The sequence below is a fragment of the Micromonospora sp. A200 genome (assembly GCF_029893845.1).
GTDB classification, from domain to species: Bacteria; Actinomycetota; Actinomycetes; order Mycobacteriales; family Micromonosporaceae; genus Micromonospora; species Micromonospora purpureochromogenes.
Map to the genome: position 1 here is coordinate 302752 of NZ_JARXXY010000002.1, position 16634 is coordinate 319385.

Here is a 16634-nt window from a genome sequence, read left to right on the forward strand (position 1 = left end):
AAGGGATGCCCGATGGCGTCGCCTGCTTTCGAGGACGGTCCGGACGACCCCCTGGCCGGGCACCCGCAGGCCCTGCGGCCGTTGACCGGCGAACTGATCGCCGCGGTGCTCGGCAACCGCGGGTACGCCTTCTCCGCCGACGCCGACGGCGACCTGGTCGGCCGCTGGGACGACAACCTCATCTGGTTCCTGCGCCCCGGCGAGGCCGGCGAGCTGCTCCAGGTCCGCACCATGGCCGCCCCGGCCTTCGGCATCGAGTACGTCCCGACGCTCTACGCCTTCTGCAACTCCTGGAACCACGACCGGCTCTGGCCCAAGGCGTTCGTGCACGTCGACGACGAGGGGGTGGCCCGGGTCTGCGGTGAGGTGATCACCGACCTGGAACGGGGGGTGACCCCGCACCAGCTCGACCAGCTCCTCGACTGCGGCATCTCCACCGGCTGCCAGCTGGCCGCCGCCGTCGCCCAGCTTCCCGGCGGGACGACCCGGTGACCGGCCGGGGCGAGCCCGTCGGGCGCGGACTGACCGGCCGCGTCCCGGAGCTGGTCGCGACGCTGGCCGACGCCCGGGACATGCCCGACGGCGAGGCCCGCTTCGCCGAGTTGGACCGGATCGCCGCCCGGGCCGACGCGCTGGGCGACGCGCACTCCGGGCTGGATGCCCGGTTCGCGCTGGTCGAGGCGTACCTGCTGCACGGGGAGCGGTGGCGCCTGGCCGAGCCGGTGCGGCGCTGCCTGGCCGCCGTCGACCGGTCCCCCGGCCTGCTGACCGAACGCCCCGGCGACGCCGAGCTGCTGCGCCGGCACCAGCGCCACGCGGTCGAGGCGGCGATCGGCACCCCGCGGGTCGGCCTGGACCAGGGCCGGGCCCTCCTCGACGACCTGGCGCGGCGGGCCGGCGAGCGGACCGGGCTCGTCGCCCAGCTGCGCTGCCGGCTCGCCGACCACCTCGGCGACGAGCCCACCGCCCGCCGCCGGTACGACGACTGGGCCGCCGCCGAGCCCGACCCGACCGCCGGCTGCCCCGGCTGCCTGCCGGCCCGCCGGGCGGAGCTGCTCGCCGGGTGGGGCGACGACCAGGCGGCGCTGGACACCTTGCGTCCCGTCCTCGACGGCGCGGTGGACTGCACCGACTCGCCCGAGCGGGCGCTGGCCGTGGCGCTGCTGCCGTGGCTGCGCACCGGCGAGGCGGAGCGGGCCGGGCAGGCGCACCTGCGGGCGTACCGGCGGCACCGGCGGGAGCGGGGGGCCTTCCCGTACCTCGCCGCACACTTGCGCTTCTGCGGGCTGGCCGGGCACCCCGGCCGGGGGCTGGACATCCTCGCCGAGCAGCTGCCCCGGCTGGACCACCCGTACGACGACCTCTCCGCGATGGAGTTCGCCGCCGCCGGGGCGCTGGTCTGCGCCCTCGCCGCCGAGGCGGGGCTGGCCGGGCGGCGGGTGCACCGCCCGGCGCACGGCGGCCGGCCGGCGGCCGAGGTGGACGTGGAGACCCTCGGCACCGACCTGCTGACCCTGGCCACCGGGCTGGCCGGCAGCTTCGACGCGCGCAACGGCACCGGGCACCAGTCCGGCCGGATCGCCTCCTGGCTGGCGGAGCGGCCGCTGGCCACGCCGGTGCCGCTGCCCGACGAGGAGACCGGCGACGACCCGGCGACGGACCCGCCGTTCGCCCCGGCGGCCGACGAGCTGGCCCCGCTGAGCCTGTCGATGATCATCGCGGTGCTGGACCGTCGGGGCGACGTCTACGCCGTGGACGCCGGTCCGGTGGTGGTCGGACGCTGGCACGAGGCGGTGATCCAGTTCCGGCAGGTCGGGCGGCGCGGCGAGATCCTGCACGCCCGGGTGGTGGCGGCGCGGCGACTCCCGGTGGCCCGGCTGACCGAGGCGTACGGGTTCTGCAACGCCTGGAACCACGACCGGCTGCTGCCGAAGGCGTACGTGCACGACCTGGGCGAGGGCGAGCTGGTGCTGGCCGGCGACGTGACCACCGACCTGGAGCACGGGGTGGCCCCGGCGCAGCTCGGCGTCCTGGTCGACGCGGCGGTCGCCACCGGCGTCGCGTACGCGGACGCGGTCGCCGCGCTGCCCTGAGCGGCGGGGGTGGGGTCCGAAAGCCGCCGGACGCCGACGCGCCGCGCTGGTGGACTTGCCGCATGACGACACCACAGCAGCGGGCCGCCCGGCTGCGCGCCCTGCACCGGCCCGGTACACCGCTCGTCCTGCCCAACGCGTGGGACGTGGCCAGCGCCCGCCTGGTCGAGGAGTGCGGGGCCGCGGCGGTGGCCACCACCAGCGCCGGCATCGCCTGGGCCCTCGGCGTCGCCGACGGCGGGGCGCTGGACCGCGGCCGGGCGCTCAGGCCACTGGCCCGGATCGCCGCGGCGGTGACGGTGCCGGTCACCGCCGACATCGAGGACGGGTACGCCGCCGACCCGGCCGGCGTCGCCCGGACCGTCACCGAGGTGCTGGCCGCCGGCGCGGTGGGAGTCAACATCGAGGACGCCGACCCGGACGACCCGACCCGACTGCGCCCCACGACGGAGCAGTGCGCCCGGATCGCCGCCGCCCGCCAGGCCGCCGAGGCCGCCGGGGTGGCGCTCTTCGTCAACGCCCGGATCGACACCTACCTGCGGGCGGTCGGCGACCCGGCGCAGCGACTCGCCGAGACCCTGCGCCGGGCCGAGGCGTTCCTGGCGGCCGGGGCGGACGGCGTCTTCGTGCCGGGGGTGGTCGACGTGGCGAGCATCGGCGCGCTGGTGTCCGGGGTGGACGGGCCGGTGAACGTGCTCGCCGGCCCGGGCGCACCCACCGTGACCACCCTGGCCGACCTGGGCGTGGCCCGGGTCAGCCTCGGCTCGTCCCTGGCCGAGGCCGCGTACGGCCTGGTCCGGCGGGCCGCCACCGAGGCACTGACCGGCGGCACCTACACCGCCCTCACCCCCGCCACCTCCTACGGCGAACTGAACGCCCTCCTCCGCTGACCGCACAGCCCCCACCCCAGCGCGCACTTTCCGAGAAAGCGTGGCCATTCCGCGCGCCATGGCCACTCTTTCTCGGAAAGAGCGGCCATGGGTCAGGGGGGTCGGGTGAGCGCGGAGCGGCCCCCGACCACCGGGCGGTGGGGGTCGGGGGCCGCGGCCGGGGTGGGTCAGCTCGCCGAGAAGGCGAGGGTGTAGCTGCCGGAGCCGCTCAGGGCGGTGACCCGGTAGCGGTAGGCGCCGGCCGAGCCCTCGGCCTCCAGCTTCGCCACGCCGTCGGCGGTGGCGGCCCGGGCCACGGTCCGGAAGCCGGTGCCGGTCCAGCGCTGGAGTTCCAGCACCAGCTGGGCGCCGTCGGGGGCGTCCAGGCAGGCGCTCTGGGCGCCGCCGTCGGCGACGAACCAGCGGCCGTCGGGCTGCGCCTGGGACCGGCCGGCGGCGATGGCGCCGGAGCGGCTGACGTCGCCGGTGCAGACCGAGGAGTCACCGGCCGGCGGGGCGGTGGGGGCGGCGGTCGCGGGCGGGGCGGTGGCGTTGCCGCCGGCGGGCGGCTCGGCGGGGGCCGCCCGGCTCTCCGCGGTGACCAGGGTCAGGTTGTTGCGCTGGAGGATCTCGTTGACCGGCTGGAAGAACGTGAGGCCGCCGGCGGTGCAGTCGCCCGACCCGCCGGAGGTGACGCCCTGCGCCTGGTCGCCGGAGAGCCACGCCCCGCCCGAGTCCCCGGGCTCGGCGCAGACGTTGGTCCGGGTGAGCCCGGTGACCGTGCCCTCCGGGTAGTTCACGGTGGCGTTCTTGGCCTGGACCACCCCGCAGCGGGTGCCGGTGGTGGAGCCGGAGCGGCAGATCGAGGCGCCGACCGGGGCCTCGGTGGAGCCGTTGACCGGCACCGTGCCGCCGTTGAAGTCGTTCACCACGCCCTGCGGCGTCCACTGGTTGTTGACCTGGACGAACGCCCAGTCGTCGCCGGGGAACGAGGACGCGGCGAAGGTGCCCTGGGCGACCCGGTTCGTGCCGGTGGTGCGGTCCCCCGGCTGGCCGCAGTGCCCGGCGGTGACGAAGCCGCCGACCACGGAGAAGCCGACCGAGCAGCGGCCGGCGTTGTTGATGAAGTACGCGTCACCGCCCCGCACGTCGAACAGCGGCCGGGGCGACTCGGTGGAGGCGGTCACCCGTACCGCCCCGGGCGGCGCGCCGGTCGCCGCCGCGAACCGGCGTCCGGCCTCCTCCGCGCCCGGCTTGGCGAGCACCACCACCGAGTTGGTGGCGACGTCGACGTACCAGCCGGCGATGTCCGGGGTGGCCCGGCCACCGGCCGAGTCGAGCCGGCCCTTGACCGCGTCCAGCTCCCGCACGCCCCGGTCGACCTCCTTCGGCACCGCACCGGCGGCGCGGACCCGGTCCGCCTGCGCCGGGTCGGCGACCGCCACGGTCAGCGTGGCGCCGTCGGCGCTGAGCCAGCTGCCGCCGTACGCCGCGCCCAGCTCGGCGCGCAGCCGGCCGAGGGTGCCGGTGGCCCGCCGCTCGGCCGCCAACCGCCGTACCGCCTGCTCTCGGCTGAGCGAGAGGTCGCGGCTCATCGCGTCCAGCACCTCGGGGGCCACCCCGCCGGTGGCGTTCGCCCCGGCCGGTCCACCGGCTCGCGGGGCGGCGTTCTCACCGGCGAACGACGGCAGGGTCACCGCCGCCGTCAATCCCGCCGCCGCCACCACGACACCGATGGCTGTCATCCGTCTGCGGTCCATCCGCCAAGCTCCTCCCGGCCGGCGCGGGTACGCCTGCCGGAAGGGAGTACGGAGACGACGGCCGATCGGTTGACCCGGATCCGGACCTTTCAGCGCAGCGTGTCCGGGTGGTCACTCGCCGGGGCGTACCCGGACACGACGACGCCGGCCCACCGCGGACGGTGGACCGGCGTGCGGAGCCGGTGGGTCAGACCTCGACGACCGTCGGGACGATCATCGGGCGGCGCCGGTACTTGTCGTTGACCCAGCGTCCGACGGTGCGCCGGACGATCTGCTGGAGCTGGTGCGGGTCGGTGATGCCGTCCGCCGCGGCCCGGTTGAGCGCCTCGGTGACCAGCGGGACGACCGGGTTGAACGCCTCCGGGTCCTCGGAGAAGCCCTTCGCCGAGAGGGTGGGGCCGCCGACCACCTTGCCGGTGACCGAGTCGACCACCACGGTGGTGGCGATGAAGCCGCCGTCGCCGAGGATCCGCCGCTCGGTGAGCAGCGACTCGCTGACGTCGCCGACGGCGAGCCCGTCGACGTAGACGTAGCGGCTCTTCACGTGCCCGACCAGGCTGGCCCGGCCCTCGACCAGGTCGACCACGTCGCCGTCCTCGCAGAGCACCACCCGGTCGGGGGCGACGCCGGACTCGACGCCGAGGCGGGCGTGCGCCCGCAGGTGCCGCCACTCGCCGTGCACCGGCATCAGGTTGCTCGGGCGGACCATGTTGAGCAGGTAGAGCAGCTCGCCGGCGGGGGCGTGGCCGGAGACGTGCACCTTGGCCACGTCCTTGTGCACGACCACCGCGCCGGCGCGGGCCAGCCGGTTGATCACCCGGTAGACGGAGGTCTCGTTGCCCGGCACCAGCGAACTGGCCAGCACCACCGTGTCGCCGGGGGCGATGGTGATGTGCCGGTGGTCGCCGCTGGCCATCCGGCCGAGCGCGCTCATCGGCTCGCCCTGGGAGCCGGTGGACATCAGCAGGATCTGCTCGGGCGGCAGCGTGGTGGCCTCCTCCAGCCCGACCACCAGGCCGGGCGGGATGTTGAGCAGGCCGAGGTCGCGGGCGATGCCCATGTTGCGCACCATCGACCGGCCGATCAGCGCCACCTTGCGGCCGTGCTCGATCGCCGAGTCGAAGACCTGCTGCACCCGGTGCACGTGCGAGGCGAACGAGGCGACGATGATCCGCCCCCGCGCCTTGGCGAAGATCGAGTCGAGCACCGGCCCGATCTCGCGCTCGGGGGTGACGAAGCCGGGGATCTCCGCGTTGGTGGAGTCCGACAGCAGCAGGTCGACGCCCTCCGCGCCGAGCCGGGCGAAGCCGGCCAGGTCGGTGATCCGGCCGTCCAGCGGGAGCTGGTCCATCTTGAAGTCGCCGGTGTGCAGCACCAGCCCGGCCGGGGTGCGGATGGCCACGGCGAGGGCGTCCGGGATCGAGTGGTTGACCGCGAAGAACTCGCACTCGAACGGGCCCAGCCGCTCCCGGCCGCCCTCCCGCACGGTCAGCGTGTACGGCTGGATCCGCCGCTCGGCCAGCTTCGCCTCGACCAGGGCCAGGGTGAACTGGGAACCGACCAGCGGAATGTCCGGCTTGTGGGCGAGCAGGTACGGCACCGCGCCGATGTGGTCCTCGTGACCGTGGGTGAGCACGATCGCCTGGACGTCGTTCAGCCGGTCCAGGATCGGGCCGAAGTCCGGCAGGATCAGGTCGACGCCCGGCTGCTCGACGTCGGGGAAGAGCACCCCGCAGTCGACGATGAGCAGCTTGCCGTCGTACTCGAAGACGGTCATGTTCCGACCGATGGCGCCGAGCCCGCCGAGCGGGATGATCCGCAGGCCGCCCTCCGGCAGCGGCGGGGGCAGCTCACCCTCGATGTGCGCCTCGGTCACGCGTCCACCTCAATCTGCGACGCCGTTACCCGGCGTCCGTCGTGTCGTTCGATCATTCGGGCAGTTCCAGGCCCGCCGCGGCGCAGTCGGCGCGCAGCTGGGCGAGTTCGTCGGCGGTGGCGTCCGCCAGCGGCGGCCGCACCGGGCCGGCCGGCAGGCCCTTGGCCGCGAGGCCGGCCTTCACCAGGATCACGCCCTGGGTACGGAAGATTCCGGTGAACAGCGGCAGCAGCCGCCGGTGCAGGCCGAGCGCGGTCGCCGTGTCCCCCGCGTCGTACGCCTCGATCATCTGCTTGGCGGGTGCGCCGATGAAGTGCGTCGACGTGCCCACCAGGCCGACCCCACCGACGGCCAGCGTCGGCAGGGTGAGCGCGTCCTCCCCGCTGTAGAAGGCGAGGTCGCTGCGGCTGAGCACCCAACTGGTGGCGGTCAGGTCGCCCTTGGCGTCCTTGACCGCGACGATCCGGCCGTGCTCGGCGAGGCGCACCAGCGTGTCGGTGGCGATCGCCACCCCGGCCCGGTGCGGGATGTCGTAGAGCATGATCGGCAGCCCGGTGGCGTCGGCGACCGCGGTGAAGTGGCGCAACAGCCCGCTCTGCGGCGGCTTGTTGTAGTACGGGGTCACCACCAGCAGGCCGTGCGCGCCCGCCTTCTCGGCCGACGCGGCCAGCTCGATGGTGTGCCGGGTGTCGTTGGTGCCCACCCCGGCGACGATCCTGGCCCGGTCGCCGACCGCCTCCACCACCGCCCGAATCAGGGTCTCCTTCTCCGCGTCCGTGGTGGTCGGCGACTCACCCGTGGTGCCGTTCAGCACCAGCGCGTCGTTGCCCTGCTCGTCGACGAGGTGGGCGGCGAGCCGTACGGCGCCGTCCAGGTCCAGCGAGCCGTCGTCGGTGAACGGAGTCACCATGGCCGTGAGCAGTCGCCCGAACGGGCGGGACGCGCCCCGATCGGGGGCGGCAAGGTGGTCGTGCGTCATGTTCACAACCTAGCGGACGACCACCGGAGAGCCGGTGGGGAAGGGCTCAGGACAGCTCGGCGTGCGGGCTGGTCGCCACCTCGGTGCCGTCGGGCAGGGTGGCGATGACGAAGTCGGCGAAGACGTTCGGGGCGACCTGCTGGAGCTGGCGCAGGCACTCCACCGCCAGCTCGCGGATCTCCACGTCGGCGTGCTCGGTGGCGCGCATGGCGATGAAGTGCCGCCAGGCCCGGTAGTTGCCGGTGACCACGATCCGGGTCTCGGTGGCGTTGGGCAGCACCGCGCGGGCCGCCTGCCGGGCCTGCTTGCGCCGCAGCGTCGGGTTGGGCTCGTCGACGAAGCGCTGCTCCAGCCCCTCCAGCAGCTCGCTGTACGCCCGGACGCTCGCCTCGGCGGCCTCGACGAACTTCTTGTGCAGCTCCGGGTCCTCGGCGATCACCCGGGGCTCGACCATCGCCGCGTCCCGCTCCGGGACGTAGCGCTGGGACAGCTGGGAGTACGAGAAGTGCCGGTGCCGGATCAGCTCGTGGGTGAAGGAGCGGGAGACCCCGGTGAAGTAGAAGCTCACCGAGCCGTGCTCCAGCACGCTCAGGTGGCCCACCTCGAGGATGTGCGCCAGGTAGCCGGCGTTGGTGGCGGTCGCCGGGTTCGGCTTCTTCCAGCTCTGGTAGCAGGCCCGGCCGGCGAACTCCGCCAGGGCCTGACCGCCGTCGGCGTCGGTCGACCACGGCACGTCGTCCGGGGCCTGGAACTGGGTCCATGCGATCAGCTTGACCTGGGGCTGCACCATCTCCGGCATTCCTGGGACTGTAGTTGCCCCGCACCGGTGCGCGAAAGTTGACCTCCCGGCTTCGACACCGGCCGCGAGCTGCAAATCTTGGACACCTTCCGTTCCGGGGGAACGACAAGTGTCCAAGATCTCGCAGACGGCACCGCGCGGCGGACCGTCGGGACGCGCGGCGGGGGGCGGCGCGGCGGCGCGGGCCGTCGGGTGCGGGGTGGTCAGACGTAGAGCGCGGTGAACGGGGCCCAGGGCAGGTTTCTCGCCACCGAGAAGGCCAGCCAGACGGCGAGGAACCCGGCGATCACCGGCGAGCTGATCCGCAGCTCGGGCAGGCGCCAGCCGAAGGCCTGCTTCCCGGCCCACGCCACGAAGAGGTACGCCAGGAAGGGCAGTGCGAACACGAAGACGAAGTGGTGCCGGGCGGCGGCGGGCAGATCGCCGTGCAGGACGTACCAGAGGGCGCGGGTGCCGCCGCAGCCCGGGCAGTCCAGGCCGGTGGTCAGCTTGAGCAGGCAGCTCGGGGCGGCGTCCGGGTCGCTGCGGGTGGGGTCGCTGACCAGCGCGTACGCCATCCCGATGCCGACGCAGCCGAGCGCGGCCAGCGGCGCCGCCCAGCGCGGGGAGCGCGCGTGCACCCGGAGCACGAACCGGGTGAGCCGGTCGGGCTCGACCTGCTGGTAGGCGCCGGGTGGCCAGGCGCCTTCGGCGTGCCCGTGCGGGTTGCCGTCACCGTGCGCGGCACCCTCGCCATCAATTGGCTCGCCGTGAGGCGCGGCGCCGAGGTGCGGGGCGGCCACCGCGCCGGGCCGTGCGGCCTGCGGCGCGCTGGTGTCGGGCACCTGCTGACCCGGCTGACCCGCCGAACCGTCCACGCTCGTCACGCGCTCACGGTACACCGGCCACGCCCTTCAACGCGGCGGCCAGCGGATCGGCGAGATCCCCGGCGACCGGCGGGGCCACCGCGTCCAGACCGAGCCAGCCGGCGAGCCGGTACAGCTCGGCCGCGAGCGCGACGGCGGTCTCCCCCGGATCGGCGCCCGGCTCGATCCAGGCGGCCGGCACCAGCAGCACGCCCGCCCGCCGGTCGGCCTTGAGGTCGACCCGCGCGGTGAACCGCTCCCCCTGCAGGAACGGCAGCACGTAGTAGCCGTAGACCCGCTGCGGCGCGGGCACGTAGATCTCGATCCGGTAGCTGAAGTCGAAGAGCCGCTCGGTGCGGGCCCGCTCCCAGACCAGCGGGTCGAAGGGGCTGACCAGGGTGTTGCCGCGCACCCACCGGGGCAGCCGGGCGCTCGCGTGCAGCCAGGCCGGCTGCCGCCAGCCCTGCACCGTCACCGGCCGCAGCTCACCGGCCTCGACCAGCTCGGCGATCGCCTGGCGGGCACCGGCCAGCGGGAGCCGGAAGTAGTCGCGCAGCTCCGGCTCGGCGGCCACCCCGAGCGACCGCGCGGCCATCGACACCAGCGTGCGGTACGCCTCGGCGTCGGTGGGGGTGGGCGCGGCCAGGGAAGCCGCCGGCAGCACCCGCTCGGGCAGGTCGTAGCGGCGGGCGAAGGAGGTCGTCCGGTCGGCGGCGCTCACCTCACCGGCCCAGAAGAGGAACTCCAGGGCCCGCTTCACCGCCGACCAGTTCCACCCCCAGTTGCCGGTCTCCCGGGGTGCGTCGTGCTCGATCTCGGCGGCGGTCAGCGGCCCCCGGGCGGCCACCTCGTCGCGGACCCAGGCGACGAGTTCGGGCTGCTCCTGGGCGATGCGCCGCATGCCGCCCCAGGCGTCGGAGTGGGCCTTGGCCATCCGCCAGCGCAGCGCCGCGTGCAGCCCCACCGGCACCAGCGACGCCTCGTGGCCCCAGTATTCGAAGAGCTCGCGGGGACGGCGGTAGGCGGCGGTGTCGAGCAGCGTCGTCGGGTAGGGCCCGAGCCGGCTGTAGAGCGGCAGGTAGTGCGCTCGTTGCAGCACGTTGACCGAGTCCATCTGGATCAACCCGACCCGGTCCAGCACCCGGCGCAGGTGTCGCCGGGTGGGCACGCCGGTGGGCGCCGGGTCGGCGAAGCCCTGGGCGGCCAGCGCCACCCGCCGGGCCTGGGCGAGGGAGAGTGCTTCCGGTGCGGCCATCGTCGGGCACCCTAAACCAGCGGTACGACGCCGGAGCGGACGCTGGACCGGACGCCCGGCGAGGAATAGAACGGACACATGCTCACCATCCGCCGCGAAGAGCCCGAGGACGCCGAGGCGATCGCCCGGGTGCACATCCACGGCTGGCAGGCCGGCTACGCCGGGATCATGCCCGACGAGGTGTTGCGCCGACTCAACCCGGTGGCCTGGGCGCAACGGCGTCGGGACCTGGGCACCGCCGACCCGGAGCACCCGTTCACCACGCTGCTCGCCGAGGTCGACGGGGTGTCCGCCGGGTTCGTCACCTTCGGGCCGTACCGCAACGACCAGGACCGGGGCGACCTGGACCCGGCGTACGGCGAGGTGCTGGCGACGTACGTGGAGCCGGCGCACTGGGGTGACGGCACCGCGCGGGCGCTGCTGGCCGCGGCCCGCGACGGCCTGGCGGGCCGGGGCTGGCGGGAGTACCGGCTCTGGGTGCTGGCCGAGAACACCCGGGCCCGCCGCTTCTACGAGCGGGCCGGGTTGTCAGCCGACGGGGAGCGGTCCACCTACCCGGTGCCGCTCGCCGGTGGGCGTCCCCCGGTCCGGCTCGACGAGCTGCGGTACGCCGGCCGGCTCGACGGCTGACCCGGCGGGTTCCGGACGCCCGGCGGCCGGACCGGCGGTGGCCGGGACGGCCCAGCGCCGGATCGGCAGCAGCATCAGCAGCGCCAGGCTGATCCAGACGTAGGTGTTGCTGCCCAGGAAGCCGTCCAGGCCGGTGAAGTCCTTCTCCCAGGCCCAGACGATCCGGCTGATCAGCAGCCCGTACGCGATGACCGCGAAGGCCAGCAGGGCGCGCCGCCGCGGACCGTGCGCGGGCGCGGCCATCGCGTTGTCGACCAGCAGGATCAGCGCGGGGATCAGCCAGACCAGGTGATGCACCCAGGTGACCGGGCTGACCAGGCACATCAGCGCGCCGGTCAGCGCCAGCCCGGTGGCCTCGTCGCCGACGGCCACCGCCGCCCGGGACCGCCAGGCCCAGATCCCGAGGGCGGCCAGGACCAGCAGCAGCCAGGCCAGGGTGCTCGGGTGATCGGGGTCCAGCCGGGCCACCACCCCGCGCAACGACTGGTTGGAGACGAACGCCAGCTCCCCCACCCGGCTGGTGTTCCACAGCGACGAGGTCCAGAACTCCCGCGAGGCGTCCGGGAAGAGCCCGGCGGCGAGCAGGGTCGCCACCACCGCGGCGGCCATCGAGGTGAACGCGGCCCGCCAGCGCTGGGTGATCAGCAGGTAGACGATGAAGACGCCCGGGGTCAGCTTGATCGCGGTGGCCAGCCCGATCCCCACCCCGGCCCACCGGTTGCCGGCCGGCAGCAGCCGCAGCAGGTCCAGTCCGACCAGGAAGAGCAGCAGCATGTTGACCTGGCCGAAGTTGATCGTCTCGCGCATCGGCTCGTACGCGGCGGCCAGGCAGAGTGCGACGGCCAGGGTGAACCAGCGGGACCAGCCGGCCCGGCGGGAGACCGGGTCCAGCAGCCACCAGATGAGCACCGCGCTGACCACCACGCTGGCGGCCACGCTGACGGTGATCGCCGCCGGCCACGGCAGGTACGCCATCGGGAGCATCACCAGCGCGGCGAACGGCGGGTAGGTGAAGCCGTACTGGGTGCCGGGCTTGAGGTAGTCGTAGATCTCGCCGTGGTCGTGCACCCAGAAGGTGAGCGCGCCGTAGTAGACCTTGAGGTCGAAGAAGCCGTGCCGGACGGCCGCCACGGAGAGGAAGGCCGTCACCGCGACGGCGAGCGCGACCACCCCGGCGACCTGCGCGGCCGTCCGCCTGGCACCCTGCGCCACCATCGTCACTCCCGCCCTGCGTAGGCTTCCGAACCATGGCCATGGGGTACGTCCGCCCGGCGCGTCCCGAGGACGCCGGCGAGATCGCACGCATCCAGCTCGCGACCTGGCGGGTCGCCTATCGCCGGATCCTGCCCCGGCACGTGCTCGACAACCTGGACGAGGCATGGCTCGCCCGGCGGTGGAGCGCGGCGGTGCAGGAGCCGCCCTCCGGCGCGCACCGCGTGCTGGTCGCCGTCGAACAGGCCGAGCAATCCTATCTGGTGGGGTTCGCCGCCTCCGGCCCGGCGGACGCCGAGGCGCTCGCCCCGGGTGAGCCGGCCGAGGCGCTGGCCGAGGGCATGGCCGCGGTGACGGACCTGCTGGTCGAGCCCCGCTGGGGCCGGCGCGGGCACGGCAGCCGGCTGCTCGCGGCCACCGTGGACCTGTGGCGCACCGACGGCTTCGACCGGGCGGTGGCCTGGGCGTTCGACGGCGACGAGGCGACCCGGAAGTTCCTCACCTCCACCGGCTGGGAGCCGGACGGCGCAGCGCGAGCGCTGGACGTCGACGACATGCTCGTTCCCCAGGTCCGGCTGCACGTCGCGGTCCCGGCCGAGCCGGTCGCCACCGACTGAGCGGCGGCCGGCGCGCGCCGTCGGCCACCGGTGTCGGGGGCCTCGCCTACGGTGGCCGGATGACCGCACCGACGGCGGGACCCGACGCGGGCCCGAACCGGGCCGCCCCCGGCGCGCGCCCGGCGGCCGACCCCGCCGGCCTGGAGGGGTTCCGCGTCGAGCTGACCGGCTACGCCTACCGGATGCTCGGTTCAGTCTTCGACGCCGAGGACGCGGTGCAGGAGACGATGCTGCGCGCCTGGCGCGGCCTCGACCGCTTCGACGGGCGGTCCAGCCTGCGCACCTGGCTCTACCGGATCGCCACCAACGTCTGCCTGGACCTGCTGCGGGGCCAGGGCCGGCGAGCCCTGCCGATGGACCTCGGCGAGCCGGGCGCCCCGGTGGCGGCATCGCTCGGCACGCCCGGCTCGGGCCGGGAGTGGCTGGAGCCGGCGCCGGACGCCGCCGTCCTTCCCGAGGACCCGGCCGAGCTGGCGGTGACCCGCGAGTCGGTCCGGCTGGCCTTCGTCGCCGCGTTGCAGCACCTGCCGCCGCGGCAGCGCGCGGTGCTGATCCTGCGGGACGTGCTGCGCTGGCGCGCCGGCGAGGTCGCCGAACTGCTCGACACCACCGTCGCGGCGGTGACCAGCGCGGTGCAGCGGGCCCGGGCCGCGCTGGCCGACCGGGAGGCGGGCGCGCCGGCCCCCGCGCTGGACCGGGAGCACCGGGAGCTGCTCGACCGCTACGTCCAGGTCTTCGAGCGGTACGACATCGACGCCCTGGTGGCGCTGCTGCGCGAGGACGCGGTGCACGCCATGCCGCCGTATCCGGTGTGGCTGCGGGGGGCGGCCGACATCGGCCGGTGGCTGGCCGGGCCGGGTGCCGGTTGCCGGGGTTCCCGGCTGCTGCCGGTCGCCGCCAACGGCGGCCCGGCCCTCGCGCAGTTCCGGCCCGACCCGGCCGGCGGCCACCGCGCGTTCTCGATCCAGCTGGTGGAGTCCTCCGGCGGCCGGATCACCCGGCTCACCCATTTCCTCCAGCCGCGGCTCTTCCCGCTGTTCGGCCTGCCCGACCGGCTGCCCTGAGCGGTACGGCGCCGACGGGGCCCGGGTCCGAACCGATGAGTTCCGGCCGGCGCCGGAGTCCATCCCAGGACAGCGCCCCGTCGGCGGAGGACCATGACCGGGACGGCAGCCATCCGGCGACGGTCATGCCGCCGGCCACGCAGGAACGGAGACCAGCATGTTCACGGACACCTTGGCGTTCAGTTCGTTCTCGGTGGACGACATCGGACGCGCCCAGCAGTTCTACGCCGACACCCTCGGCCTGCGGGTGTCGCGCGACGACAAGATGGGCGGCCTGCTGACCCTGCACATCGCCGGAGACCGGCCGGTGCTCGTGTATCCGAAGGCGGACCACGAGCCGGCCCGGCACACCGTGCTGAACTTCCCGGTGCCGGACGTCGACCGGGCGGTGGACGAACTGACCGCGCGGGGCGTGCGCTTCGCCCGCTACGAGGGGATGCGCCAGGACGAGAAGGGCGTGCTGCGCGGCAAAGGGCCGACGATCGCCTGGTTCACCGACCCGGCCGGCAACATCCTGTCGGTGCTCGCGCAGGACTGACCCGGTGTGGCGGTTCCCGGCGTCGGCCGGGAACCGCCACCCGTGGTCAGCCCTTCTCGGCGCCCTCGTTGGCGCCCCGCACGAAGTACCGCTGGAAGATCACGAAGAGGACCGCGACCGGGATGGTGGCCAGCAGCGCCGCCCCGAGCTTCAACGGATACTGGGTGCCCTTGCCGAGCGAGCCGCTGACCAGGTCGGCCAGGCCGCGTGGCAGGGTGAACAGGTCCGGGTCCTGCACCGAGACCAGGCTGTGCGGGAACTCGTTCCAGGACCCCTGGAAGGACAGGATGGTGAGGGTGATCAGCGCCGGCCTGGCCATCGGCAGCACCACCGACCAGTAGGTGCGGAAGACGCCGGCCCCGTCGATGCGGGCCGCCTCCTCCATGCTGACCGGGATCGACTCGAAGAACTGCTTCATGATGAACACGCCGGCCGCGTCGGCGAGCAGCGGCACCACCAGCCCGGCGTAGCTGTTGTAGATGCCGAGCTGGTTGAGCACCAGGAACTTCGGGATGAGCAGCACCACGCCGGGCACCGCCATCACCGCGATGACCGCGGCGAACAGCCCGGACCGTCCCCGGAACCGCAGCCGGGCCAGCGCGTACCCGGCGAGCGAGTCGAAGAAGACCCGGCCCAGGGTGACCAGGACGGTGACCAGCAACGAGTTGCCGAGCCAGAGCGGAAAGTTGGTGCCGGCGAAGATCCGCTCGAAGCCGGCGACGGTCAGCGGGTCCGGGATCGGCGAGAGCGGGTTGGCCGCCGCGTCCGGCTCGGTCTTGAACGAGTTGCCGAGCTGGATGACGAACGGGTAGAGGAAGACCAGCCCGAAGAGGATCAGGGTGGCGTACCCGAGGATCCGGCTGGTCAGGGTGCGGCGGCTGCGGACGCCGCGCCCGGCGGGCGACGCCGCGACCGGCGGGCGGTCGGTGAGTGCGGTCATGACGGCGACCCTTCCGGTACGCGCCGACGCCACCACCGGGCCCGCCGCGGCCGGTCGGCGTCCCGGTCGGCCATCACCCGGCGCTGCACCAGGGTGAGCACGATGATGATCAGGAACAGCACGAACGAGATGGCCGCGCCGGAGCCGTAGTCGAAGTCCCGGAACGCGGTCCGGTACGACAGGTAGGCCGGGGTGAGGGTGGTCTTGGCCGGGTCGCCCTGGCTCATCACGTACACCTGGTCGAAGACCTGCCAGGAGCCGATCAGGCCGAGAGTGAGCACCAGGAACATGGTCGGCTTGATCATCGGCAGGGTGACGTACCGGAACCGTTGCCAGCGGCTCGCGCCGTCCAGCGTGCTGGCCTCGTCCAGCGCCACCGGGACGCTCTGCAGCGCGGCCAGGAACATCAGCATGAACGTGCCGGAGGTGGTCCACACCACCAGCGTGATGATCGACATCATCGCGACGCTCGGCCCGGACAGCCATTCCCACCAGCTCAGCCCGAACGGGCCGCCGCCGGCCAGCGCGGCCGGTGCGCTGTCCACCCCGACGGCCCCGAGCAGCAGGTGCAGCACGCCGCGAGAGTCGGCGAACCACTGCGGCCCGTCGACGCCGAAGAGGCGCAGCAGCGCGTTGACCGCGCCGGAGTTGGCGAACAGGAACAGGAAGACCACGCTGATCGCCACCGAGCTGGTCACCGACGGGAAGTAGAAGGCGCTGCGGAAGAACGCCTTGCCCCTGAGCATCCGGTTGTTGACGACCAGCGCGAGCCCGAGGGCGAGCGCGGTCTGCGCGGGCACCACGATCGCGACGTAGTAGCCGTTGTTGCGGATGCTGGTCATGAAGTCCCGGCGGGCCAGCCCGTCCTCGGTGAACAGCCGGGTGTAGTTGTCGGTGCCGACGAACGGCACCTTCGACGTGAATGGGCTGCCCTGACCGTTCCAGTCGGTGAGGCTGACCCAGAGCGCCATCAGGATCGGCAGCAGCAGGAACAGGCCGAGGATCACGATGACCGGGGCGACGAAAAGCCAGCCGGCCAGGTTCTCGTCACCGCGGACGCCCCGGCCGCGTCGGCGCTCCGGGCCGCCGGTCGCGGTGGCCGGCGCGGCGAGTGCTTCGGTTGCCATCCACCCTCCTTCGACTCGCCGTGGGGCGCC

16 protein-coding genes are annotated in these 16634 nt (G+C 74.2%); 7 read left to right on the forward strand and 9 right to left on the reverse strand.

What is annotated here, in order from left to right; genetic code table 11:
• Window positions 1-12: 12 nt before the first annotated feature.
• The 3 genes from M2302_RS03290 to M2302_RS03300 all read left to right on the forward strand — a co-directional run bounded on the left by M2302_RS03290 (window position 13) and on the right by M2302_RS03300 (window position 2983).
• A complete protein-coding gene (locus M2302_RS03290; protein ID WP_088963396.1) occupies window positions 13-492 on the forward strand; it encodes a YbjN domain-containing protein in 480 nt (159 codons plus the stop codon).
• Between the two features lie 80 nt (window positions 493-572).
• Window positions 573-2093, forward strand: coding sequence for a YbjN domain-containing protein (locus tag M2302_RS03295; RefSeq protein ID WP_280836543.1), 1521 nt, complete (start codon window positions 573-575; stop codon window positions 2091-2093).
• 62 nt (window positions 2094-2155) lie between these two features.
• Complete coding sequence (locus M2302_RS03300) at window positions 2156-2983, forward strand: isocitrate lyase/phosphoenolpyruvate mutase family protein (protein ID WP_280836466.1); 828 nt, start codon at window positions 2156-2158, stop codon at window positions 2981-2983.
• Between the two features lie 167 nt (window positions 2984-3150).
• Here the strand turns inward: M2302_RS03300 and M2302_RS03305 are convergent, their stop codons facing one another.
• The 6 genes from M2302_RS03305 to M2302_RS03330 form a co-directional block, all read right to left on the reverse strand.
• Complete coding sequence (locus tag M2302_RS03305) at window positions 3151-4722, reverse strand: S1 family peptidase (protein WP_280836467.1); 1572 nt, start codon at window positions 4720-4722, stop codon at window positions 3151-3153.
• A gap of 187 nt (window positions 4723-4909) precedes the next feature.
• Window positions 4910-6598, reverse strand: a complete 1689-nt coding sequence (locus tag M2302_RS03310) for a ribonuclease J (protein ID WP_280836468.1) — start codon at window positions 6596-6598, stop codon at window positions 4910-4912.
• A gap of 52 nt (window positions 6599-6650) precedes the next feature.
• A complete protein-coding gene (gene dapA, locus M2302_RS03315) occupies window positions 6651-7577 on the reverse strand; it encodes a 4-hydroxy-tetrahydrodipicolinate synthase (RefSeq protein WP_280836469.1) in 927 nt (308 codons plus the stop codon).
• 46 nt (window positions 7578-7623) lie between these two features.
• Entirely contained in the window at window positions 7624-8367 is a 744-nt protein-coding gene (gene thyX / locus M2302_RS03320) for an FAD-dependent thymidylate synthase (RefSeq protein WP_280836544.1), read from the reverse strand.
• Window positions 8368-8579: 212 nt separating this feature from the next.
• Window positions 8580-9116, reverse strand: coding sequence for a DUF2752 domain-containing protein (locus M2302_RS03325; protein ID WP_280836545.1), 537 nt, complete (start codon window positions 9114-9116; stop codon window positions 8580-8582).
• 130 nt (window positions 9117-9246) lie between these two features.
• On the reverse strand, window positions 9247-10476 hold the full coding sequence (locus tag M2302_RS03330) for a crosslink repair DNA glycosylase YcaQ family protein (RefSeq protein ID WP_280836471.1): 1230 nt from the start codon (window positions 10474-10476) through the stop codon (window positions 9247-9249).
• A gap of 78 nt (window positions 10477-10554) precedes the next feature.
• Here M2302_RS03330 and M2302_RS03335 point away from each other — a divergent pair, with 78 nt between their 5' ends.
• Window positions 10555-11106 (forward strand): GNAT family N-acetyltransferase, encoded by a 552-nt coding sequence (locus tag M2302_RS03335; protein ID WP_280836472.1) that lies wholly within the window; start codon window positions 10555-10557, stop codon window positions 11104-11106.
• Here the strand turns inward: M2302_RS03335 and M2302_RS03340 are convergent.
• Window positions 11005-12318 (reverse strand): glycosyltransferase 87 family protein, encoded by a 1314-nt coding sequence (locus M2302_RS03340; RefSeq protein ID WP_280836546.1) that lies wholly within the window; start codon window positions 12316-12318, stop codon window positions 11005-11007. The two genes, M2302_RS03335 and M2302_RS03340, sit on opposite strands and share 102 nt — an antisense overlap.
• A gap of 35 nt (window positions 12319-12353) precedes the next feature.
• On the opposite strand from M2302_RS03340, the gene M2302_RS03345 reads away from it, so the two are divergent.
• The 3 genes from M2302_RS03345 to M2302_RS03355 all read left to right on the forward strand — a co-directional run bounded on the left by M2302_RS03345 (window position 12354) and on the right by M2302_RS03355 (window position 14537).
• A complete protein-coding gene (locus M2302_RS03345) occupies window positions 12354-12935 on the forward strand; it encodes a GNAT family N-acetyltransferase (RefSeq protein WP_280836473.1) in 582 nt (193 codons plus the stop codon).
• Between the two features lie 59 nt (window positions 12936-12994).
• Window positions 12995-13999, forward strand: coding sequence for a sigma-70 family RNA polymerase sigma factor (locus M2302_RS03350; RefSeq protein ID WP_280836474.1), 1005 nt, complete (start codon window positions 12995-12997; stop codon window positions 13997-13999).
• A 157-nt stretch (window positions 14000-14156) separates the two neighbouring features.
• Entirely contained in the window at window positions 14157-14537 is a 381-nt protein-coding gene (locus M2302_RS03355; RefSeq protein ID WP_280836475.1) for a VOC family protein, read from the forward strand.
• Window positions 14538-14583: 46 nt separating this feature from the next.
• On the opposite strand, the gene M2302_RS03360 is transcribed toward M2302_RS03355, so the two are convergent.
• Together M2302_RS03360 and M2302_RS03365 are read right to left on the reverse strand one after the other, a co-directional pair.
• Complete coding sequence (locus M2302_RS03360) at window positions 14584-15477, reverse strand: carbohydrate ABC transporter permease (protein ID WP_280836476.1); 894 nt, start codon at window positions 15475-15477, stop codon at window positions 14584-14586.
• Window positions 15474-16604, reverse strand: a complete 1131-nt coding sequence (locus M2302_RS03365) for a sugar ABC transporter permease (RefSeq protein ID WP_280836478.1) — start codon at window positions 16602-16604, stop codon at window positions 15474-15476. The genes M2302_RS03360 and M2302_RS03365 overlap by 4 nt, the downstream gene beginning before the upstream one ends.
• Window positions 16605-16634 lie beyond the last annotated feature (30 nt).

Coding starts and splice junctions, on each gene's coding strand:
- M2302_RS03290 (WP_088963396.1), top strand. CDS start 13: ATGGCGTCGCCTGCTTTCGAGGACGGTCCGGACGACCCCCTGGCCGGG.
- M2302_RS03295 (WP_280836543.1), top strand. CDS start 573: ATGCCCGACGGCGAGGCCCGCTTCGCCGAGTTGGACCGGATCGCCGCC.
- M2302_RS03300 (WP_280836466.1), top strand. CDS start 2,156: ATGACGACACCACAGCAGCGGGCCGCCCGGCTGCGCGCCCTGCACCGG.
- M2302_RS03305 (WP_280836467.1), bottom strand. CDS start 4,722: ATGGACCGCAGACGGATGACAGCCATCGGTGTCGTGGTGGCGGCGGCG.
- dapA (WP_280836469.1), bottom strand. CDS start 7,577: ATGACGCACGACCACCTTGCCGCCCCCGATCGGGGCGCGTCCCGCCCG.
- thyX (WP_280836544.1), bottom strand. CDS start 8,367: ATGGTGCAGCCCCAGGTCAAGCTGATCGCATGGACCCAGTTCCAGGCC.
- M2302_RS03330 (WP_280836471.1), bottom strand. CDS start 10,476: ATGGCCGCACCGGAAGCACTCTCCCTCGCCCAGGCCCGGCGGGTGGCG.
- M2302_RS03335 (WP_280836472.1), top strand. CDS start 10,555: ATGCTCACCATCCGCCGCGAAGAGCCCGAGGACGCCGAGGCGATCGCC.
- M2302_RS03345 (WP_280836473.1), top strand. CDS start 12,354: ATGGCCATGGGGTACGTCCGCCCGGCGCGTCCCGAGGACGCCGGCGAG.
- M2302_RS03350 (WP_280836474.1), top strand. CDS start 12,995: ATGACCGCACCGACGGCGGGACCCGACGCGGGCCCGAACCGGGCCGCC.
- M2302_RS03355 (WP_280836475.1), top strand. CDS start 14,157: ATGTTCACGGACACCTTGGCGTTCAGTTCGTTCTCGGTGGACGACATC.
- M2302_RS03360 (WP_280836476.1), bottom strand. CDS start 15,477: ATGACCGCACTCACCGACCGCCCGCCGGTCGCGGCGTCGCCCGCCGGG.
- M2302_RS03365 (WP_280836478.1), bottom strand. CDS start 16,604: ATGGCAACCGAAGCACTCGCCGCGCCGGCCACCGCGACCGGCGGCCCG.